Annotated in this window: 19 protein-coding genes; 6 read left to right on the top strand and 13 right to left on the bottom strand. The window is 59.6% G+C overall.

The features are described from left to right. Positions 1 to 3: 3 nt before the first annotated feature. Positions 4 to 873, bottom strand: coding sequence for an ABC transporter permease (locus ACN1C3_RS03705; protein ID WP_419114431.1), 870 nt, complete (start codon positions 871 to 873; stop codon positions 4 to 6). Then, positions 870 to 1,898, bottom strand: coding sequence for an ABC transporter ATP-binding protein (locus ACN1C3_RS03700; RefSeq protein WP_419114430.1), 1,029 nt, complete (start codon positions 1,896 to 1,898; stop codon positions 870 to 872). The genes ACN1C3_RS03705 and ACN1C3_RS03700 overlap by 4 nt, the downstream gene beginning before the upstream one ends. Positions 1,899 to 2,151: 253 nt before the next feature. On the opposite strand from ACN1C3_RS03700, the gene ACN1C3_RS03695 reads away from it, so the two are divergent. Next, positions 2,152 to 2,985, top strand: coding sequence for an IclR family transcriptional regulator (locus tag ACN1C3_RS03695; RefSeq protein WP_419114429.1), 834 nt, complete (start codon positions 2,152 to 2,154; stop codon positions 2,983 to 2,985). A gap of 134 nt (positions 2,986 to 3,119) precedes the next feature. Here ACN1C3_RS03695 and ACN1C3_RS03690 read toward each other — a convergent pair whose 3' ends face one another. Both ACN1C3_RS03690 and ACN1C3_RS03685 read right to left on the bottom strand, forming a co-directional pair. Next, positions 3,120 to 3,872: an anti-sigma factor family protein gene (locus ACN1C3_RS03690; RefSeq protein WP_419114428.1), complete on the bottom strand. Its 753-nt coding sequence runs from the start codon at positions 3,870 to 3,872 to the stop codon at positions 3,120 to 3,122. Then, the gene (locus ACN1C3_RS03685) at positions 3,869 to 4,375 is read right to left on the bottom strand and encodes an RNA polymerase sigma factor (RefSeq protein ID WP_419114427.1); all 507 of its coding nucleotides are present in this window, start codon (positions 4,373 to 4,375) and stop codon (positions 3,869 to 3,871) included. Before ACN1C3_RS03685 ends, ACN1C3_RS03690 begins: the two co-directional genes overlap by 4 nt. A 158-nt stretch (positions 4,376 to 4,533) precedes the next feature. On the opposite strand from ACN1C3_RS03685, the gene ACN1C3_RS03680 reads away from it, so the two are divergent. Both ACN1C3_RS03680 and ACN1C3_RS03675 read left to right on the top strand, forming a co-directional pair. After that, positions 4,534 to 5,628, top strand: a complete 1,095-nt coding sequence (locus tag ACN1C3_RS03680) for a catalase family peroxidase (RefSeq protein ID WP_419114426.1) — start codon at positions 4,534 to 4,536, stop codon at positions 5,626 to 5,628. Next, positions 5,625 to 6,170 (top strand): cytochrome b, encoded by a 546-nt coding sequence (locus ACN1C3_RS03675; protein WP_419114425.1) that lies wholly within the window; start codon positions 5,625 to 5,627, stop codon positions 6,168 to 6,170. Before ACN1C3_RS03680 ends, ACN1C3_RS03675 begins: the two co-directional genes overlap by 4 nt. Positions 6,171 to 6,233: 63 nt before the next feature. Here ACN1C3_RS03675 and ACN1C3_RS03670 read toward each other — a convergent pair whose 3' ends face one another. Continuing rightward, on the bottom strand, positions 6,234 to 7,496 hold the full coding sequence (locus tag ACN1C3_RS03670; protein WP_419114424.1) for an MFS transporter: 1,263 nt from the start codon (positions 7,494 to 7,496) through the stop codon (positions 6,234 to 6,236). 105 nt (positions 7,497 to 7,601) lie between these two features. On the opposite strand from ACN1C3_RS03670, the gene ACN1C3_RS03665 reads away from it, so the two are divergent. Further along, positions 7,602 to 8,048, top strand: a complete 447-nt coding sequence (locus ACN1C3_RS03665) for a winged helix-turn-helix transcriptional regulator (RefSeq protein WP_419114423.1) — start codon at positions 7,602 to 7,604, stop codon at positions 8,046 to 8,048. 48 nt (positions 8,049 to 8,096) lie between these two features. On the opposite strand, the gene ACN1C3_RS03660 is transcribed toward ACN1C3_RS03665, so the two are convergent. Beyond that, complete coding sequence (locus ACN1C3_RS03660; protein WP_419114422.1) at positions 8,097 to 9,248, bottom strand: M14 family metallopeptidase; 1,152 nt, start codon at positions 9,246 to 9,248, stop codon at positions 8,097 to 8,099. A 522-nt stretch (positions 9,249 to 9,770) separates the two neighbouring features. After that, positions 9,771 to 10,112 (bottom strand): DUF6124 family protein, encoded by a 342-nt coding sequence (locus tag ACN1C3_RS03655; protein WP_419114421.1) that lies wholly within the window; start codon positions 10,110 to 10,112, stop codon positions 9,771 to 9,773. Positions 10,113 to 10,241: 129 nt separating this feature from the next. On the opposite strand from ACN1C3_RS03655, the gene ACN1C3_RS03650 reads away from it, so the two are divergent. Next, positions 10,242 to 10,919, top strand: a complete 678-nt coding sequence (locus ACN1C3_RS03650; protein WP_419114420.1) for a LexA family protein — start codon at positions 10,242 to 10,244, stop codon at positions 10,917 to 10,919. Between the two features lie 45 nt (positions 10,920 to 10,964). Here ACN1C3_RS03650 and ACN1C3_RS03645 read toward each other — a convergent pair whose 3' ends face one another. The 4 genes from ACN1C3_RS03645 to ACN1C3_RS03630 all read right to left on the bottom strand — a co-directional run bounded on the left by ACN1C3_RS03645 (position 10,965) and on the right by ACN1C3_RS03630 (position 16,639). Then, positions 10,965 to 12,914: an acetyl-CoA carboxylase biotin carboxylase subunit gene (locus tag ACN1C3_RS03645; RefSeq protein ID WP_419114419.1), complete on the bottom strand. Its 1,950-nt coding sequence runs from the start codon at positions 12,912 to 12,914 to the stop codon at positions 10,965 to 10,967. Further along, positions 12,914 to 13,729: a gamma-carboxygeranoyl-CoA hydratase gene (locus ACN1C3_RS03640; protein WP_419114418.1), complete on the bottom strand. Its 816-nt coding sequence runs from the start codon at positions 13,727 to 13,729 to the stop codon at positions 12,914 to 12,916. The genes ACN1C3_RS03645 and ACN1C3_RS03640 overlap by 1 nt, the downstream gene beginning before the upstream one ends. A 126-nt stretch (positions 13,730 to 13,855) precedes the next feature. After that, the gene (locus ACN1C3_RS03635) at positions 13,856 to 15,463 is read right to left on the bottom strand and encodes a carboxyl transferase domain-containing protein (RefSeq protein ID WP_419114417.1); all 1,608 of its coding nucleotides are present in this window, start codon (positions 15,461 to 15,463) and stop codon (positions 13,856 to 13,858) included. A 12-nt stretch (positions 15,464 to 15,475) separates the two neighbouring features. Then, complete coding sequence (locus ACN1C3_RS03630; RefSeq protein WP_419114416.1) at positions 15,476 to 16,639, bottom strand: isovaleryl-CoA dehydrogenase; 1,164 nt, start codon at positions 16,637 to 16,639, stop codon at positions 15,476 to 15,478. A gap of 339 nt (positions 16,640 to 16,978) precedes the next feature. Here ACN1C3_RS03630 and ACN1C3_RS03625 point away from each other — a divergent pair, with 339 nt between their 5' ends. Continuing rightward, positions 16,979 to 18,676, top strand: a complete 1,698-nt coding sequence (locus ACN1C3_RS03625; RefSeq protein ID WP_419114415.1) for an AMP-binding protein — start codon at positions 16,979 to 16,981, stop codon at positions 18,674 to 18,676. 659 nt (positions 18,677 to 19,335) lie between these two features. Here ACN1C3_RS03625 and ACN1C3_RS03620 read toward each other — a convergent pair. Further along, entirely contained in the window at positions 19,336 to 20,235 is a 900-nt protein-coding gene (locus ACN1C3_RS03620; RefSeq protein ID WP_419114414.1) for a hydroxymethylglutaryl-CoA lyase, read from the bottom strand. A gap of 184 nt (positions 20,236 to 20,419) precedes the next feature. Further along, the gene (locus tag ACN1C3_RS03615) at positions 20,420 to 20,821 is read right to left on the bottom strand and encodes a MerR family transcriptional regulator (RefSeq protein WP_419114413.1); all 402 of its coding nucleotides are present in this window, start codon (positions 20,819 to 20,821) and stop codon (positions 20,420 to 20,422) included. Positions 20,822 to 20,950 lie beyond the last annotated feature (129 nt).

The raw sequence follows: 20,950 nt of genomic DNA, 5'->3' as shown, positions 1-20,950 counted from the left end.
GAATTATCCCAATGACTTCTTGTAGCGGCCCTCGATCATCCGGTTCCACGACAGCATGATCGCCAGATTGATCAGCAGCAGCGCCACGGCAATCGCCGCGCCCATGGGCCAGTTGAGTTCCGAGAGGTACTGGTCGTAGATCAGCGTGGCGACCATTTTCAGACGCCGCCCGCCGAGCAGACCGGGGATGGCGAATGAACTGGCCGACAACCCGAACACAATCAAGGTGCCGGACAGCACGCCGGGCATGATTTGCGGCAGCATCACCAGGCGCATGACCTTGGTATGGCTGGCACCCAGTGAGAGGGCGGCTTGTTCAGCGGCGGGATCGAGTTTTTGCAACGAGGTCCAGACCGGAATGATCATGAACGGCAACATCACATGCACCAGCGCGATCACCACGGCGAACGGCGTGTAGAGCAGCTTCATCGGCGCCGCACCGAGGGCTTGCAGGGTCTGGTTGACCAGCCCGTCGGCGCCCAGCAACAGGCTCCAGCCGAAGGCCCGGACCACCACCGAAATCAACAGCGGGGTGAGGATCAGAATCAGGAAAATCGAACGCCAGGGCGCACCCATCCGGCTGAGGATGTAGGCCTCGGGTACGCCAATCAGCACGCAGAGCAGGGTGGTCAGGGCGCTGATCCAGAAGGTCCGCAGGAAGATCTCGTAGAAGTACGAGTCACTGAGCAGGCTGCTGTAGTGCCCGAGGGTGTAGACGCCGTTTTTTATCCCGCTGCCGTAGTCGAAGACGTTGAACGACAACACCAGGGTCAGGCCCAGCGGCAGGAGCAGCAAGCCGAGGTACAAGGCCAGGGCCGGCGCGGACAGCAAATAACCGTGGCGCCCTTGTTTCATGGCCGCGAGCAAGATCATGCCGACACCTCGTCGACGCTGAGCACCCGCAACAGTTCCGACGACCAGTCCAGGCCGACTGCGGTGCCCTCGGCCAAGGGCGCCGAGCCGTCGTTGCGGCGTACCACGGTGATCTCGCCGAGGGCGGTGTCAACGCGGTACAGCCACTGGCTGCCGAGGAAGAACCGGCTGAGGAGTTTGCCTTGCAAGCGACCATCGCCCGCCGCCAGTAAATCGATTTTTTCCGGGCGCAGGCTCAAGATCAGTTCGCCTTGGCCACGGCTGCCGCGAACCTGGGCGATACCGGCGCTGTCCCGTTCGCCCGGCAGCAGATTGGCCTTGCCGACAAAGCCGGAAATGAACTCGGTGCGCGGGTGTTCGTAGAGTTTGTAGGGCTCGTCGATCTGGGTGATGCGCCCGGCCTGCATCACCACCACACGGTCGCTGATGGACAGCGCTTCGGCCTGATCGTGGGTGACCATCAGCGTGGTGATGCCGACCTCACGCTGAATGCGGCGGATCTCGAACTGCATCTCCTCGCGCAAGTTAGCGTCGAGGTTGGACAGCGGTTCGTCGAGCAGCAATACCGGCGGCTCGATTACCAACGCCCGGGCCAGGGCGACGCGCTGACGCTGACCGCCGGACAACTCCCGTGGATAGCGTTCGGCATGCTGCGTGAGGCGCACCAGTTGCAGCACGGTGGCCACGCGTTTTTGCACTTCGGCACTCGGCACCTTGCGCATCCGCAGACCGAAGGCGACGTTGTCCTGCACGCTCATGTGCGGGAACAGCGCGTAACTCTGGAACACCACGCCCAGGCCGCGACTGCTGGGTTTGGCGTGGGTGATGTCGCGACCGTCGAGCAGGATCCGCCCGCGGGTGACTTCGACGAAGCCGGCGATCATTTGCAGGGTGGTGGTTTTGCCGCAGCCGGAGGGGCCGAGCAGCGAGACGAATTCGCCTTTTTCCACCGCGAGGTGCGTGGCGACGACCGCGTCGATCTCGCCATAGCGTTTGCATAGTCCTTCAAGTTGCACAAAGGCCATAACTGCGTTCCACCTGTGATTGTTGTGCGTGCCGAGGCGCGCTTTTTTGTATTGGGCAGATACGAAAGGGTGCTGCTGGTTGCTTGGGTGCGTTGGCGCTCGACTTGAGTCGGCTGCCGGTGTTGTTCGAATCGCCCCTGTATGGACGCAGAGTAGGACGAAGATTAGGATGGGCTCAATGGCCTATTTCACTGAAAGAACGACTATTTTCAATTTCATTCAGTGAGTAAATTTATCGTCGAGAAATACCTCTATGAATTCCACTGATCGGAACGAAAATAAAAATGAAGTCGGTGTAGGCGCGGTCTCAAGACTGTTCGCCGTGCTCCGTAGCCTGGGTGACACTACGGACGGTGGTGAGCGGGTCACGCAATTGGCCCAGCGCATCGGCCTGTCGCAGCCAACCACCCACCGTTTACTGCGCAGCCTGATGGAGGAGGGGATGGTCGAGCAGGACGCGCGCAGCAAACGCTATCGCCTGAGCCTGGAGTTCTTTGCCCTGGCGGCCCGCGCCGGGAATACCGGCAACCTGCGTGAACTGGTCCGTCCTGCACTGTTGCGGTTGTCGGCGTCGTTGGGCGATTCATTGTTTTTGCTGGCGCGCAGCGGGTTCGACGCGATCTGCCTGGACCGCAGCGAAGGGCCGTTTCCGATCCGGACTTTTACTGGGGATATCGGCGGAAGGGTGGCGCTCGGCGTGGGTCAGGGCAGCCTGGCGATCCTCGCCTTCCTGCCCGAAGACGAGCGCGAAACGGTGATTCGCTACAACCTGCCACGTCTCAAGGACTTCCACCTGTATGACGAGGTGTTTTTACGTTCGGAAGTCGAGAATGTCCGCAGCCTCGGGTATGCCGGGCGCAACACCGGCGTATTGCAGGGCATGGCCGGAGTCGCGGTGCCGATTCTCGACCGTGAAGGCCGGGCGGTGGCGGCCTTGAGCGTGGCAACCATCAGTGATCGACTGGGGCCGGACCGCCTGCCTACAGTGGTGGAAATGCTCAAGCGCGAAGCCGCTGCGATCGGCCCGCGGATCAACCCATTCGACCCGCTGCTGCGTCGGCCTTCGCAAATCTTCGGGCAGGGTTGACTGCAATCCGGAAACCTCCACCGAACCACTGTGGGAGCGAGCCTGCTCGCGATAGCGATGTACCAGTCGACATCAATGTTGAATGTACTGGCCTCTTCGCGAGCAGGCTCGCTCCCACAAGGGAATGATGGTGATCAGAACTTCAGCGTCTGCTTGAGCATTTGCGCCGCCGGCGTATCCGCCGGGCTGACCATCGCGTAGTTGTACCCGGCCCCTGACCAATACTCAGCCTGCAACTCGCCGTCCCGTCGACTGCCTCGCGGCAGCAGGTTGTTTTTCGGTCCCGGTGGACGAATGTAGAAGCTGACCTTGCGCCCGTTCTGATCTTCATACAGCACCATGGCTGCCGGGCCTTGTTCGGTGCTCAACAAGCGTCCGCTGACCGCTTTAAATCCGGCGTTCTGCAGGTCGGGCATACGGTTGGCCTGGGTGAAGTAGCGGTCGAGCCAGATTTGCATATCGCCGTTGCTCTGCACTTTAAAATCGGCCGGCAGGATGCCTTGCTGGGCGAACATCCGGTACGCCTGCATGGCGTCGGTCATCGGCGGTGGTGCGCCGACCATGGTCATTTCCCGTGCTTGCCAGCCGCTCAAGCCACCGACGCTGACGGCGATCAACAGCACAGCGGCGCTGGCCAGATTGCGTCGCGACTGACGCTTGAGGTGTTGGCGAATAATGGCCGGGTCGAGGTCCGGGTTGGCCGGTTGCTGCAAGGCGCCGCTCAACGCCGCGCGCAATTGTTGGGCGTCCTGCTGCCAGGCTTCGACTTGCGCCGCGACTTCAGGCTGAGCCGCCAGATAAGTCTCAACCAGGCGCCGATCGGCATCGCTGAGCTGATGGTCGACATAGGCGTGCAGGTCGCTGACGCTTGGGGGCATGCTGATCATTTGAGTATCCGCAGAGAAGGGCTGGTGATTTCGCCGTCGCTGAGCTGGCGCAAGGCCTGGCGGGCGCGGGACAGGCGAGACATCACGGTGCCGGTGGGAACGTCGAGAATCTCGGCGACTTCCTTGTAACTCAAGCCTTCCACCGAAACCCAGAGCAGCAGCGCGCGCTGCTCGGTGGTCAGTCGGTCGAATGCCTGAAGGGTCGATTGAGCGATCACCGTGCGCTCTACCGAGGGCTGCGCATCATCGCGGCCAGTGAAGAATTCCAGCATCCGCGCATAGCGCCGCGAGCGCCGATGGGCGTCGAGAAACTGCCGATAGAGAATCGAGAACAGCCAGGCCCGCAGATCGCCCTCGGGACGTTTGTCCGCCCAACTCGACAGCGCCCGCTCAAGGCACGATTGCACCAGATCGTCAGCGCTGCTCGGATTACGGGTCAACGACACGGCAAACCGCCGAAGCCTTGGGATGAGTTCGCGTAACTGTTCGTCGAGATCGTTCATGAAATGCTGGCTAGTCACTACGCTTGGGACTAGGAAGACGCCCGGCATTGAAGGTTATTCCGCGCCTGTAAAAATAAATACCGAGCGATGGAATAAACCTTCCCGGGCTTCGTCTGATTGATCCTTCTCACCTGCGGCCCACGGCCCTGGAGTTTTTCATGGTTGATCGCTCACCGCCGCCACCGCGGCCAATCAGGCCTGCGCTGAGTGCCGCGAGCCTGACCGTACGCCTGGCGGGTATTGCTGTGGTGGTCGCGGCGATTGCCGGGGCGTTTGCCTATGTTCACGGCACCTTCGACCCACAGCGCCTGACGCCCAACGCGCTGGTCGATGTGCTGGAGAAAAACAACGGGGCGCATCCGGGGTTCCGGCGCAATCACGCCAAAGGCGTGTGCGTGGCCGGGTACTTCGAGAGCAGTAGCCAGGCCCGTGAGTTTTCCAGTGCACAGGTGTTCAGCGAGGCGCGTACGCCCGTGGTGGGGCGGTTCGCGTTGCCCAGCGGCAATCCTTATGCGCCGGACAGCAGCGTACCGATCCGAAGCCTGGCGCTGCGTTTCACTCAGGCCAATGGTCAACAGTGGCGCACGGGTATGAACAGCATGCCTGTGTTCCCGGTGGGCACGCCCGAAGCCTTCTATCAACTGCAACAGGCCAGTTCTCCGGACCCGGCTACCGGCAAGCCGAATCCTGCGGGCCCTGCGGCGTTCTTTGCCGCGCATCCGGAAACCGCGCCGTTTTTGCAGTGGGTCAAGACCGCCAAACCGTCGGCCAGCTACGCCACTGAAACCTACAACGGCATCAACGCGTTTTATCTGGTGAATGCTGCCGGTCAGCGTCAGGCCGTGCGTTGGGGCGTGGTACCGCTGAGTCAGGATGCGGCCGGAGCCAGCGCACCTGAAGGTGGTGATTTTCTGGAAAAAGATCTGGTCCAGCGACTGGCTGCCGGACCGCTGCGTTGGCAGCTGAACATCACCCTGGCCAATCCCGGTGACCCCACCCATGACGCCAGCAAGGCCTGGCCGAACGATAGAAGAGTACTGAATGCTGGCACGCTGGTGCTTGAAACCACCCAACCGCAAAGCAATGGCGAGTGCCGTGACATCAACTACGACCCGCTGATTTTGCCGAGTGGCATAGAAGGTTCCGACGACCCATTGCTGGCCGCTCGCTCTGCGGCGTACGCCAAGTCCTACCTGCGTCGCACCAGTGAAGTCAGCCAGTTGCCCGCCGCTACACAGGAGTCGCACCCATGAGCGCCCAACCGAATCATTTCGCTCCCCTGGCGCGGCTGCTGCACTGGCTAATGGCGCTGATGCTCATCGCCATGTTGTTTATCGGTGCGGGCATGGTGGCCTCGGTGTCCGAGCGTCACGAATGGCTGATCCATATCCATAAACCTTTGGGCGTGGCGATTTTGCTGTTGGTCATCGTGCGTCTGGCCGTGCGCTTCTCGACCCGGCAACCGCCGCTGCCAGCGGACCTGCCGGGTTGGCAGGTGCTGGCGGCCAAGGCATCTCATGTCTTGCTTTACGCCTTGATGCTGGTACTGCCGCTGTTGGGTTGGGCAATGATTTCGGCGTCCGGTGATCCGGTGATGCTCAGCAGTTCGCTGCAACTGCCGTCGATAGTGCCAGCCAATGCCCAGACATTTGCCTTCCTGCGTAAGGCTCACGGTTACCTCGCGTATTTGCTGTTTTTGACTGTGTTGTTGCATCTGGCGGCAGCGCTGTTCCATGGCTGGGTGCGTCGCGACGGGGTATTGCAGAGCATGTTGTTTGGTAAGGATCACGGTTGAAAATCCTGGCAACACACGACCTTGTGGGAGCGGGCTTGCCCGCGAAGCGAACACCGCGGCTTTTCAAGTATTGCGCGTCAGTCGAGCGCGACCCCGGCGTCTTCGCGGGCAAGCCACGCTCCCACAGGTTTTGGGTGAACCGGTCCACCACCAATACCCCAGGGCCACGGCGTTGATTCCTGCCCCCAGCAGGCAAACACCGATCCAGCCTGACCAGGCGTACATCGCCGTCGAGCCGATTGATCCCAACGCGCTGCCGATGGAATAAAACAGCATGTAGCCCGCCGCCAGCCGGCTCTGGGCTTCGGGGCGCACGCTGTAGATCATGCTCTGGCTGGTGACGTGTACCGCTTGCAAGCCCAGATCGAACGTAATCACACCGATCAACAGTGCCCACAAGGATGACTGAGTGAAGGCGATGGCCAGCCAGGAGACCAGCATCAGCGAAAGTGCCAGGCCGCTGGTCCATTGAGCCAGGCCGCGGTCAGCCAGATGCCCGGCACGCGCTGCGCCGAGCGCCCCGGCGGCACCAGCAAGGCCGAACAAGCCGATTTCGGTGTGCGACAGTGACAGCGGCGGTGCGCTCAGGGGCAGAACCAGGGGTGTCCACAGCACCGTCCCAGCGGCGAAAATCAGCAAGGCGATGACCGCGCGATCACGCAGGACTTTCTCTTCATTGAACAGGGTAAATACCGAGCTAATCAACTGAACATAGGAACTGGCTGGCTTCGCATGTTCGCTCTTTGGCAACACACGAAACAACAACAGAACCATCAGCAACGTCAGGCCCGCCGAAAGCAGATAAACCGAACGCCAACCAGCAAGGTCGGACATGCTCCCGGCCACCGTGCGCGCCAGCAGGATGCCGACGACGATGCCGCTGGTGACCACACCCACCACTCGGCCACGCTCGGCCGGCAGCGCAAGGGTCGCGGCATACGCGACCAGCACCTGCGTCACCACCGCCAAGAGGCCGGTCAGCGCCATGCCGATCAGCAGCCAGAGGCTGCTCGGCGCGAGGGCGATCATCACCAGTGCGAGCACCGATAGCAGCATCTGGCCGACAATCAAGCGCCGCCGGTTGAGCAAATCCCCCAACGGTACCAACAGCAGCAAGCCCAGCCCATAACCGACCTGCGTCAGGGTCACGACAATACCGATGGTCGCCGGGTCCATGCCGAAGGCCTGAGCCATGGCGTCGAGCAGCGGCTGTGCGTAATAGACATTGCCCACAGACAGCCCGCAGGCGATGGCGAACAACAGGACCACACCTTTGTTGAGGTATGGCTGCTGATACGGGTGAAGGATCGGTGATTCAAGCTTCATGCCTGGCTCCATCAGATGTGGTTTCGTAATAAAACCAGTTGTACGGTAGAGAGGCTGGTTTTATATTGCAACCACTTTCCCGTTCTCGATCTGCGAGCTCAACCCATGGTCCAACGCACAAGCCTTGCAGGCGCCGAATGCCCGGTCGCCCGCTCACTCGACGCCATTGGCGACTGGTGGTCGTTACTGATCATTCGAGATGCCTTCGATGGCATTCGCCGCTTCGGTGAGTTTCAGCGCAACCTCGGCATGGCCAAGAACATCCTGTCAGCGCGGCTGCGCACGTTGGTGGCCCACGGGATTTTCGACGTGGTGCCTGCCTCAGATGGCAGTGCCTATCAGGAATACGTGCTGACCGAAAAAGGTAACGGCTTGTTCACCCTGATCATCGGCTTGAGGCAATGGGGCGAGGCGTTTTTCTATGAGGCGGGGGAACAGCATTCGGTGATGGTCGACCGAAAGAATGGGCAACCGCTGCGGCGTCTGGAGCTGCGTGCTGAGGATGGGCGGTTGTTGGGGCCTGAGGATTGTCGGCGGGTGGCGGTGGAGTAACGCGGACTGCATGTCCCGGTTGATGACATGCAGCCCGATTGCGAATTCTTAGCGCAACATCCCAACCATCTCCGCCACCGTCGTCAACACATCCTTGCCCAACTGCATCGAACGCTTGCCCGACCAGCCGGTGATCGCATTCGGTGCATCGTTGTTGTCCTTGAACGGCATCTCCAGGGTCAACGACAGGCAATCGAATTTCTCGCCGACGCTGTTACAAGCCAGGGTCATGTTGGCTTTGCCTGGTTTGTCACGGGTGTAGCCGTGAGCAGTCTGGAAGTCGCGGGTCTGGTGTTTCAGGTGGCTGCGGAAATGCGCTTCGAGTTTCTCGATCCGCGGCGTGTAACCCGGATTGCCTTCGCAGCCAGCGGTGAAGACGTAGGGGATTTCTTCGTCGCCGTGGATATCGAGGAACAGATCGACGCCGTACTTTTCCATTTGCTGCTGAACGAAGAACACTTCAGGGCTGAGGTCCTGGCTCGCACTCTGCCAGGCGCGATTGAGGTCCTGGCCCATGGCGTTGGTGCGCAAATGGCCGTGGAAGGCGCCATCCGGGTTCATGTTGGGGACGAGGTATAGGTCGGCACTGGCCAGAAGCTTTTTCATCACGGGATCGTCGTGCTGCTCCAGACGCTCGATGATGCCTTCCATGAACCACTCGGCCATATGCTCGCCGGGGTGCTGTTGAGCAATGATCCAGACCTTGCGTTGGCCTTCGGCGCCGGTGCCCTTGCGCAGTAACTGAATGTCGCGACCTTCGACGCTTTTGCCGGTGGCGAGCAGTTCGGTGCCGGCCTTGATCAGCGCCTGCTCGATCAGCCAGTCATGGCGTCCGCGGCTATAGGGTTCGAAATAGGCGAACCAGGCGTTCGTGGCGCTGGCTTCGAGGCTGAACCGCAAGGTGTCACCCTCGAAAATCGTTGGCACACGAAACCAGTTGACGTGATCGTAGGAGGCCACGGCCTGGTAGCCATCCCACGCCTTGTTATAGGAAGACTTGCTCGCGTTGCTCAGGCGGAACCAATGCTCCTGGCCCACATGCAGCCCGCTGGCCTTGAAGTGGAACCATTGGAAGTGCTGACTGCGGGTGTCCGGCTTGATAGCCAATAGCACTTGCAGCGGATTGCTGGTGTCCAGCACCTCGATGTTGCCACTGTCGAAGTTGGCAGTAATTTGAAAGGAGCCTTGAGCCACGGGCATAGTCTGGATACCTGAGTATGATTTTATGACGGCTACTTTACACGCACGGAGGGAGAGAAACAGCGGGGTAATTTCGAGGAAAAAAGAGGGGGGCGTCGTCCTTGACGCAGCAGCAGCTTAGTGACTATACGATGGACTCTCAAGCGCTATTTTCGGGACTTTTGCCCTAATATTACTGGGGGTTTTCTTGCAAAATGATGCTCTTTTGATATTGTCGCCGCCATCGAACTTAGCTGTCCCCCCAGTCTTCATTAGCCTGAAGCCAAACCAGATAAACTGGCAAAAAAAGACCCGGCAAAAAGCCGGGTCAAAAACCGTGATTAGCCTGATGAGGAGATATTCCAGGAGTCCGACCTACGGTCTCTTGGGCTATCGACTGATCTCGCGACCAGATGCGTGCAATAATAATCATTATCATTTGCAAGTCAAATGTTTTCCCCTCTTTGTCGGGAATTTTTCCTGTCCTCGCTACAACCCCTTACCTTGAATCCGTTACGCCGTTGACTGTGCGGGCTACGCTGTTCAATCGGTCCGGGCTCCATCCAGCGATCTGTCCACCATGGCTTTGGCCAAATCAATCATGTGCACCACCGAGAACGCCAGATCGCGGTTTGCGCCATACAGGTTTTCTGCGGATTCATAAGCGGTGGCCGCTGCACAACGCAACAGGCCCGAGGCGTGGACCATGGCTTCTTCGCTGCTGATACCGCGTTTCACTTCAAAGAGTTTTTCCTCGATTTCGGGTTCTGAAACAGCCGGTTTCAAGTAATAGTCCAGGGCGCGCTGCGCTGCAGCGTTGCCTTTCAATGAGGCAAAGGTGACGTCTGTTTCCATTTCTGGCGAGTCATTGCTGGGTGTGATCATGATTCCGGGTGCTCTAATGGTGGGTCAAATAAGTAAACCCAAGCCTAGTACATAGTGTATTTATTACGATAATTTAAATACTACAATCTGTGTATTGAGAGCCCGAGTACACAACGTATTGTTCCGGCCATGGATAAATGGATCGAATTGGTCAAGGCCAAAATGAGTGAACTCAAAATCACTCAAGAGAAGCTCGCAGAGCGCCTAGGGATGTCCCAGGGCGGCGTTGGCCATTGGCTGAGTAAACGTCGCCAACCCAAGATTGAAGACATGAATCGTGTGCTTCAGGAGTTGGGGTTGGGGTTTCTTGAAGTGGCGCTGGTCATCAGAGAACCCGCAGCCTCGAAGGATGAGGAGGGCGAGCAGGAGGGTTACGAGCTGTCTCTGGCAGACAAGTACAACCCCTACTTCCGCTACCCGGTCAGCGATTGGCAAGGTGTGTGCGAAGTGCGCGAGGAGCAACCGACTTATTCCAAGTCCAAATCCGAGGGACGCTACGAGCTGTCCGATTATCATGCTCAGGGCGCAGCGTTCTGGCTGGTGGTGGTCGGGGATGCAATGACCGCCCCCAGTGGCCTCAGTATCGCGCAAGACATGCTGATACTGGTCGATCCGGCCGTTGAAGCGGTGCCAGGCAAACTGGTGATTGCCCGCTGGCCGGACAGCGCTGAAGCGACTTTCCGCAAGTTGATCGAGGAGGGCGGGCAACGTTACCTCGTTCCGCTCAACCCGACCTATCCAAAAACCCTCTACACCGATGAATGCCGAATCATCGGTGTGGTGATGCAGGCCACGGCGAAATTCTAGTCTGATCGGTCCGGCGCAAGCGTCGGACCAATCACTTCACCGTTCTTACTCCAGCTCCACCAACGCACTGCCTTCGCTCACCATCTCGCCTTCCTGGCAATACAGCGCCTTGATCACTCCGGAATGGGGCGCGCGAATGCTGTGTTCCATCTTCATGGCTTCCAGTACCACCAATTGCGCACCGGCTTCGACGGCTTGTCCGGCTTCGACCAGGACCCGCACGATGCTGCCGTTCATGGGCGCGGTGAGGCCGCCGTGGTGGCTGTGGCTGGCCTCGACTTCGGCAATCGGATCGTACGGCTTGATGCTGCGCAGATCGCCCTCCCAGTGCAGATAGAGCGTGTCGTCGCGGCGGATCGCCCGATGTTGACGACGCAGGCCGTCATGCTCGATTAGCAGTTGCTCACCCGAAAGCTCGGCAGAACGAGCGCTGACAATGTCCAGGGTGACCGCTTTGTCCTGCCCCTCACAACTCAAGTGCAGGGTGGTTTGTGCCGGCAGTCCGGCGCGGAAACCGCTGGCAATCGCCCACGGCGAACTCCGGTCATCGTCACGCACGGAGTCCGGCTGGCTTTGCGCAAAGGCTTGAGCCGCGGCTTGCCAGAATTCGTCGCTCAGCTCGTTCGGCGCCGGCAGCAGTTGTTCCTGATAGCGTGGAATAAAGTCGGTATCCAGTTCCGCTGCCGCGAAGGCCGGGTGGCCGACGATGCGACGCAGGAAGCTGATGTTGGTTTTCAGCCCGCCGATGGCGAACTCATCGAGCATGCTCAACAGACGCAAACGGGCCTGCTCACGGTTCTCACCCCAAGCGATCAATTTGCCGAGCATCGGGTCGTAAAACGGCGAGATGCTGTCGCCTTCTTCCACGCCGCTGTCGACACGCCGCCCCGGGCCTGCTGCTGATTCGCGATACAGATCAAGACGACCCGTCGCCGGCAAGAAATCATTGCTCGGGTCTTCGGCATACAAGCGAACTTCAATCGCATGCCCCATCAGCGGGACCTGTTCCTGCGTCATCGGCAGCACTTCGCCTTGCGCGACGCGAATCTGCCAGGCCACCAGGTCGAGGCCGGTGATGGCTTCGGTGACCGGGTGCTCGACCTGCAAGCGGGTGTTCATTTCCATGAAGAAGAATTCGCCGCGCGCATCGAGCAGAAACTCCACGGTACCAGCGCCGACATAACCAATCGCTTGAGCTGCGCGCACGGCCGCGTACCCCATGGCTTGGCGCAGTTGCGGGGTCAGCCCTGGTGCTGGTGCTTCCTCGACGACTTTTTGGTGGCGACGCTGGATTGAGCAGTCGCGCTCGTTGAGGTACAGGCAGTTGCCGTGCTGATCGGCGAACACCTGGATTTCCACGTGGCGTGGCTTAAGCAGGTATTTTTCCACCAGCATCTGCGAATTGCCGAACGAGGATTGCGCTTCACGCTGAGCCGAGGCCAGGGCTTCGGCCAACTGGCTGACGTCCTCGACCACTTTCATGCCTTTACCGCCGCCACCGGCCGTGGCCTTGAGCAGCACTGGATAGCCGATGCGTTCGGCGGCAGCACGGAAGGTTTCCAGGTCCTGGGCTTCGCCGTGGTAACCCGGTACCAACGGTACACCCGCGGTTTCCATCAGGGACTTGGCGGCAGATTTACTGCCCATGGCATCGATGGCTGAAGCGGGTGGGCCGAGGAAGATCAATCCCGCAGCTTCGATGGCGCGGGCGAACCCGGCGTTTTCCGAGAGGAAACCGTAACCGGGGTGAATAGCCTGGGCGCCGCTGGCTTTGGCGGCGGCGATCAATTTGTCGATTTGCAGGTAGCTGTCAGCGGCTTTGCTACCGCCAAGATCCACACGGATATCCGCTTCGCGGCTGTGTCGCGCATCGCGATCGGTGGCGCTGTGCACGGCGACAGTGGTCAGGCCCAGGGCCTTGGCAGTACGCATCACCCGGCAGGCAATTTCGCCGCGGTTGGCCACCAACAGGGTGGTGAGAAGAGGGGCGCTCATCAACGTGGCTCCTTGGAGGGCGTGTCGGGCTGCCATTTCGGCGGACGTTTTTGCAGGAAGGCGCGCAGGCCTTCCTGACCTTCGGGGCTGACCCGGATTCGCGCAATGGCGTTTTCGCAATAGCGGCGCAACGCCGGGGTCAGGGCGCCATTGCCGACTTCGCGCAGCAAGTCCTTGCTGGCGCGCATGGCTGCCGGGCTGTTGAGTAGCAGGTTATCGATCCAGTGCTCAACTTTTTGCTCCAGTTCGGTGGCCGGGTAACTTTCGGCCAGCAAACCTATTTCCCGTGCGCGCTGCCCGCCGAAACGTTCAGCGGTCAGGGCATAGCGCCGCGCCGCCCGCTCGCCGATGGCTTGCACCACGAACGGGCTGATCACCGCCGGCGCCAGGCCGATGCGCACTTCCGACAGGCAGAACTGCGCATCGTCTGCACCGATCGCCATGTCGCAGCAGCTGATCAAACCGAGCGCGCCGCCATAGGCTGCACCTTGCACCACCGCCAGTGTCGGAATTTTCAGTTTGGCCAGGTTGTACATCAGCTCTGCCAGTTCGCGGGCATCGTCGAGGTTGGTGTGGTAATCGAGTTCGGCCGACTGCTGCATCCAGGCCAGATCGGCGCCAGCGCTGAAGTGCTTGCCGCGTCCGCGCAGCAGCAGAAAACGCAAGCTCGAATCACTCTGGACCTTATCCAGCGCGATGATCAGCTCGCGGATCATCTCGGCGTTGAAGGCATTGTTCTTTTGTTCGCGGCTGAGCCACAACGTGGCAAAACCACGCGGGTCGGTCAGCAGTTCGAGGGTGTTGAAGTCGCTCATGTTTTTCCATTCTCCACGGCTCTTGTAGGAGCGAGCTTGCTCGCGATGGACGTTAACGATAACGCGTGTTTTCTGAATAAACGCTTCGCCCTTGAGTCCATCGCGAGCAAGCTCGCTCCCACAGAGTCACATGCGGAACACGCCGAAGCGGCTCGGTTCGATAGGGGCATTCAACGAGGCCGACAAGGCCAGCGCGAGGACGTCACGGGTCTGCGCCGGGTCAATGACACCGTCGTCCCATAGCCGTGCACTGGAGTAGTAGGGATGGCCTTGCTCTTCGTATTGATCGAGGATCGGTTGCTTGATCTCGGCTTCCTGAGCGTCGGAGAAGGGATGGCCGCTGCGTTCCGCCTGCTCGCGTTTGACCTGCACCAACACGCCAGCGGCCTGCTCTGCACCCATCACGCCAATGCGGGCGTTGGGCCACATCCACAAGAAGCGTGGATCGTAGGCGCGGCCGCACATGCCGTAGTTACCGGCACCGAAGCTGCCACCGATGATCACGGTGAATTTCGGCACCTTGGCACAGGCCACCGCAGTGACCAGTTTCGCGCCGTGTTTGGCGATGCCGCCGGCCTCGTATTTCTGACCGACCATGAAGCCGGTGATGTTCTGCAGGAACAACAGCGGAATCCCGCGCTGGCAGGCCAGTTCAATAAAGTGCGCGCCTTTCTGCGCGGCTTCGGCGAAGAGGATGCCGTTGTTGGCGAGGATCGCGATCGGGTAGCCATGCAGGTGGGCAAAACCGCACACCAGCGTGGTGCCGAACAGCGCTTTGAACTCATCGAACACCGAACCGTCGACCAGGCGCGCGATCACTTCACGCACATCGAACGGCTGCTTGGCGTCAGCCGGAACCACGCCATACAGCTCCTCGCTGGCGAACAGCGGCGCGATCGGTTTGCGTTGCTGCAACTCACCGAGCTTGCGCCAGTTGAGGTTGGCCACGCTGCGACGGGCAAGGGCCAGTGCATGTTCATCGCTGTCGGCGTAATGGTCGGCGACCCCGGAGATCTTGCAGTGCACATCGGCACCACCGAGGTCTTCGGCGCTGACCACTTCACCCGTAGCGGCTTTCACCAGCGGTGGGCCAGCAAGGAAGATGGTGGCCTGCTGGCGGACCATGATCGCTTCGTCGGCCATGGCCGGTACATAGGCGCCACCGGCGGTGCAGGAGCCCATGACCACGGCGATTTGCGGAATGCCCATGGCGCTCATGTTGGCCTGGTTGAAGAAGATCCGGCCAAAGTGCTCACGGTCTGGAAACACTTCATCCTGACGCGGCAGGTTGGCGCCGCCGGAGTCCACCAGATAAATGCAGGGCAGGCGATTCTGCTGAGCGATGGTCTGGGCGCGCAGGTGTTTTTTCACGGTCAGCGGATAGTAAGAGCCGCCTTTTACCGTGGCATCGTTGGCGACGATCATGCATTCGACGCCTTCAATCCGGCCGATCCCGGCAATCACGCCAGCGGCTGGAACCTCTTCGCCATAGACCTCATACGCGGCCAGTTGGCTGATTTCCAGAAACGGTGAGCCCGGATCGAGCAGGCGATTGATGCGTTCACGCGGCAGCAGCTTGCCCCGCGAGGTGTGGCGTTCTTGAGCTTTCGGGCCGCCACCTAGCTGCACTTGAGCGAGCAGGGTGTGCAGGGCGTCGACCTGTTTGAGCATTGCCGCGCTGTTGGCGGCGAACTCCGCCGAACGGGGGTTGAGCTGGGTATGCAGGATAGCCATGGACAGCTCCGTTTAGCGGGTTTCGTTGAACAGTTCACGACCAATCAGCATGCGGCGAATCTCGCTGGTGCCGGCGCCGATTTCGTACAGCTTGGCGTCGCGCAGCAGACGACCTGCGGGGAATTCATTGATGTAGCCATTGCCGCCGAGAATCTGAATCGCGTCGAGGGCCATTCGGGTCGCGCATTCGGCGCTGTAGAGGATCACCCCGGCGGCGTCCTTGCGGGCGGTTTCGCCGCGCTCGCACGCTTGGGCAACGGCGTACAGGTAAGCACGGCTGGCGTTGAGCTGGGTGTACATGTCAGCGACTTTACCTTGGATCAGCTGGAATTCGCCGATGCTCTGGCCGAACTGTTTGCGGTCATGGATGTAGGGTACGACCAGGTCCATACAGGCTTGCATGATCCCGGTCGGGCCGCCGGAAAGCACCACACGCTCGTAATCGAGGCCGCTCATCAGGACTTTGACGCCCCCGTTGAGAACGCCCAGCAGGTTTTCTTCCGGGACTTCGACGTCGTCGAAGAACAGCTCGCAGGTGTTCGAGCCGCGCATGCCGAGCTTGTCGAATTTGTTGCTGCGGCTGAAGCCTTTCCAGTCACGTTCGACGATGAAGGCGCTGATACCGTGAGCGCCCTTTTCCAGGTCGGTCTTGGCGTAGATCACGTAGGTGCTGGCATCCGGGCCATTGGTGATCCAGGTCTTGCTGCCGTTGAGCACAAAACGGTCGCCGCGTTTGTCGGCGCGCAATTTCATCGAAACCACGTCGGAACCCGCATTCGGTTCGCTCATGGCCAGGGCGCCGACGTGTTCGCCGCTGATCAGTTTCGGCAGGTACTTGGTTTTCTGCTCATGGTTGCCGTTACGGTTGATCTGATTGACGCAGAGGTTGGAGTGCGCGCCGTAGGAAAGGGCAACCGAAGCCGAGCCGCGGCTGATTTCTTCCATGGCCACCACGTGGGCCAGATAGCCCAGGCCGGCACCGCCGTATTCTTCCGGCACAGTGATCCCGAGCAGCCCCATGTCACCGAACTTGCGCCACATATCGGCGGGAAACAGGTTATCGATGTCGATCTGTGCAGCGCGAGGTGCGATTTCTTTGGCGACGAAGGACTGAACCTGATCGCGCAGCATGTCGATGGTTTCGCCCAGGGCGAAGTTCAGGGATGGGTAGCTCATGGGTCACCTTTGGTGTTTTTGTCAGGAGTGGAGAGCGCCTGATCAGCTCTCACCTTTACGTTAACGTAAGCCTGCGATGAGCGGCTGTCAATCACCCTTTACGTTAACGTCAACTTGAGCCAGAGTAGAGGTGCTTTCTGTAGGAACCAGGCTTTCATCTGTGGCGAGGGAGCTTGCTCCCGCTGGGTCGCGAAGCGGCCCTCAAATCGGCTATTGCAGTTCGTCAGATAAACCACATTCGCGGGTTTTACGACTGCTGCGCAGCCGAGCGGGAGCAAGCTCCCTCGCCACACAAGCCCGGCTCCCACACACCCACCAATAAAGACAATAGGGGTCGTTATGGATCAACCAGGTTCTCACCCAAGTCAGAGCTACACCCGTGGCTCGCAGGACAAAGCCTTACTGGCGCTGACCGTCGGTCAGGCGTTCGACAACACCGTTGCGCAGTATCCGCAGGGCGAGGCGTTGGTGGTTCGCCATCAGCAACTGCGTTACAGCTGGAAGCAACTGGCCGAAGCCGTTGACCTGCATGCCAGGGCGTTGATGGCGCTGGGTTTACAGGCTGGCGATCGTCTTGGTGTCTGGGCGCCCAACTGTGCCCAGTGGTGTATCAGTCAGTTCGCCAGCGCCAAGATCGGGGTGATCCTGGTCAACATCAATCCGGCGTACCGCAGTTCCGAACTGGAATACGTGTTGAAGCAATCCGGCTGCCAATGGCTGGTCTGCGCCGGGGCCTTCAAGACGTCCGATTACCACGCGATGCTGCAAGGCCTGGTGCCGGAGCTGGCAGAACATCCTATCGGCCAGTTGCAGAGTGAGCGTCTGCCGGACTTGCGGGGCGTCATCAGTCTTGATGCACAGCCGCCGTCGGGTTTCCTGCCATGGTCGCAGCTGTCCGCGTTGGGCGCTGGGGTGGATATCGGGCAATTGAAGGCCCGGCAGAACAGCCTGCATTTCGATCAGGCGGTGAACATCCAGTACACCTCGGGCACCACCGGTTTTCCCAAGGGCGCAACTCTTAGTCACTACAATATTCTCAACAACGGTTACATGGTCGGCGAAAGCCTCGGGCTGACGGCCGCGGATCGGCTGGTGATCCCGGTGCCGCTGTATCACTGCTTCGGCATGGTCATGGGCAACCTCGGTTGCGTGACCCACGGCAGCACCATGATCTACCCCAACGATGCCTTTGATCCGTTACTGACCTTGAGCACCGTCGCCGAAGAACAGGCCACGGCGTTGTACGGCGTGCCCACCATGTTTATCGCCATGCTCGATCAGCCCCGGCGCGCCGAATTCGATTTGTCGAGCCTGCGCACCGGAATCATGGCCGGCGCAACGTGTCCGATCGAAGTGATGCGCCGGGTCATCAGCGAGATGCACATGAGCGAAGTGCAGATCGCCTACGGCATGACCGAAACCAGTCCGGTGTCATTGCAGACCGGTCCCGCGGACGATCTTGAGTTACGCGTTACCACGGTTGGCCGAACCCAGCCGCAACTGGAAAGCAAAATCATCGACGAGTCGGGTAACACTGTCGCGCGCGGGCAGATGGGTGAGCTGTGCACGCGCGGTTACAGCGTGATGCTCGGTTACTGGAACAACCCGCAAGGCACTGCCGAGGCCATCGATCAGGCCGGCTGGATGCACACCGGGGATCTGGCGACCATGAACGAGCAAGGCTACGTGTGCATCGCCGGGCGCAACAAAGACATGATTATTCGCGGAGGTGAAAACGTTTACCCCCGTGAGCTGGAAGAGTTTTTCTTCACTCATCCAGCGGTGGCGGATGTGCAGATCATCGGTATTCCAGATGCCAAATATGGCGAAGAAATCGTCGCCTGGATCAAGTTCCATCCCGGCCACAGGGCCAGTGAACTGGAGCTGCAAACCTGGTGCAAGGAACGCATCGCCCACTTCAAGACACCGCGTTACTTCAAGTTCGTCGAAGAGTTTCCGATGACCGTGACCGGCAAGATTCAGAAGTTTCGGATGAGGGAGATCAGCATCGAGGAGCTCAAGGTCAACAACAGTTGATCACAATCCTGTGGGAAGGGCCGGTCGACGCTCGATTGCTCGCGATGAATGCACCGCGGTTTATCAGATGAACCGCGTTATCGTTCATCGCGAGCAAGCCCGCTCCCACAAAGCACAAAGGGGAGCCGAAGCTCCCCTTTAATTTGTTGTTACGTGCTCTTTTTTTATTATTGAGGGGCGGTCTGTTGTTGTTTTTGGCAACCGTGGCCCTTTACCGCTGTTTTTGTCGATCCCCATTCGGGATCAAGAGCAAACGTATTTTTTTGAGCGCTGATCTGCTTTTTCGCTGAGCGATCCAACCAGTTCGGGAGCTACCTGAAGGTAGTTTTATTGTTCTCTGCCCGGTTGCGAGTTGCTTCGAAAAGCACCCTGAAAAGCACACCTTCTCCAAAAAAATCTGTTAGCTGCGTCTCTGCCGTGTTGTTTTTGTTATGTCAGAGTCGTTACGTCTTGTTTTTATTGGGGTTGCTGCAATTTTTTTATTCTTGTTATGCCATAGAGATAGCAGAAGCCGTGCCAACTTTATAAAACCTTTTAAAATCAATGGCTTGATAATTTAGTAAGAAAAATCAGCCAGCCAAAAACCCGTGATCTGTTTCCGTGTTACTCGTTTTTGCTACGGGCTAAAGCTGTCGGTAACACCCCGACACATTCCCCCTTCACACTGCGCTACGGGCCTTGGCCACACGAGAACCCGTGGGGCGCCCCAGTACTGTGCAAATTTGCTGGCCGGCGAGGATCAAGCGATCCATGTCGATCCCGGTTGTGATTCCCAGGCCATTGAGCAGGTACAGCACGTCTTCGGTGGCGACGTTACCGCTGGCGCCTTTTGCGTAGGGGCAGCCACCTAGGCCGGCGATAGAGCTGTCAAACACCGAGATACCTTCCAGCAGGCTGGCGTAGATATTGGCCAGCGCCTGACCGTAGGTGTCGTGGAAGTGCCCAGCCAGTTTCTCGCGAGGTACCTGGGCACTAACGACTTCGAACATCTTTCGCGTGGCGCCGGCAGTACCGGTGCCGATGGTGTCGCCGAGGGAGACTTCGTAGCAGCCCATGGCATAAAGCTCTCGGGCGACGAAGGCGACTTGCTCGGGCGCGACCTGACCTTCATAAGGACAGCCCAACACGCAAGACACGTAACCGCGCACGCTGACGCCGTGCTGTTTGGCAGCCTCCATGATCGGGACGAAACGCTCCAGGCTCTCGCTGATCGAGCAATTGATATTGCGCTGGGAAAAGGCTTCGGAAGCGGCGGCGAACACCGCGACTTCCTTGACCCCGGCCGCCAGCGCGTCTTCGAAACCACGCAGGTTCGGTGCCAGCGCTCCGTAGGTCACGCCCGGCTTGCGCTGGATCTGCGCGAAGACCTCCGCGGAGCCGGCCATTTGCGGCACCCATTTGGGCGAGACGAAACTGCCGACTTCGATATAGCCAAGGCCGGCGGCGGTCAGCGCATCGACCAATTGCACCTTGTCCGCCACGCTGATGGGTTGGGCTTCGTTTTGCAGGCCGTCGCGAGGGCCGACTTCGATCAGGCGTACGTGGGTTGGGAGAGACATAAGGAGGTCACCTATTCTGTGGTGTTTTTAATGTGGCGAGGGAGCTTGCTCCCGCTGGGGCGCGAAGCGGCCCTAAAATCGGCAACAGCATTGTGTCAGGTAGAACGCATCAGTCAGCTTTACGGCCGCTGCGCCCGGGCGCGGATCGGCCGGCGGGAGCAAGCTCCCTCGCCACAAAAGCGTGTTACTGAACGGTTTTCTGATTCTCGATCGTCTGTTCCAGCGCCTGGATACAGCGCTCTTCAGCCGTGTCCAGTTCCAGCTTCATCTGTTCGATGTCCAGCATTTGCTGCTCAAGCTGCTCGCGACGCTCGGTAATTTTCGCCAGCATGCTGTGCAGCTGTTTCTGGTTGCCGCTGGTGGGGTCGTAGAGTTCGATCAGCTCACGGCATTCAGCCAGGGAGAAGCCGATGCGCTTGCCCCGCAGGATCAGTTTCAGGCTGACTTTGTCGCGGGGCGAGTAGATGCGCTCCTGACCGCGCCGCTCGGGAGCGAGCAAGCCTTGCTCCTCATAGAAGCGAATGGCGCGGGTCGTGATGTCGAGCTCGCGGGCGAGGTCGGAGATGCTGTAAGTCTGGCTGCTCATGGAAGCGCTCAAGAAAGGTCTTGGCACTAAGCTAATTGCTGGTTGACGTATACGTCAAGCACCTGTCTCTTGTAGTAGCGAGGCTTGCCCGCGATGAAAGCAACGCAGTGCAACAGAATGACCGCGTCA

This window comes from Pseudomonas sp. H11T01, assembly GCF_048515765.1.
Classification (GTDB): Bacteria; Pseudomonadota; Gammaproteobacteria; order Pseudomonadales; family Pseudomonadaceae; genus Aquipseudomonas.
This window is presented reverse-complemented; position numbering and strand designations above follow the sequence as displayed.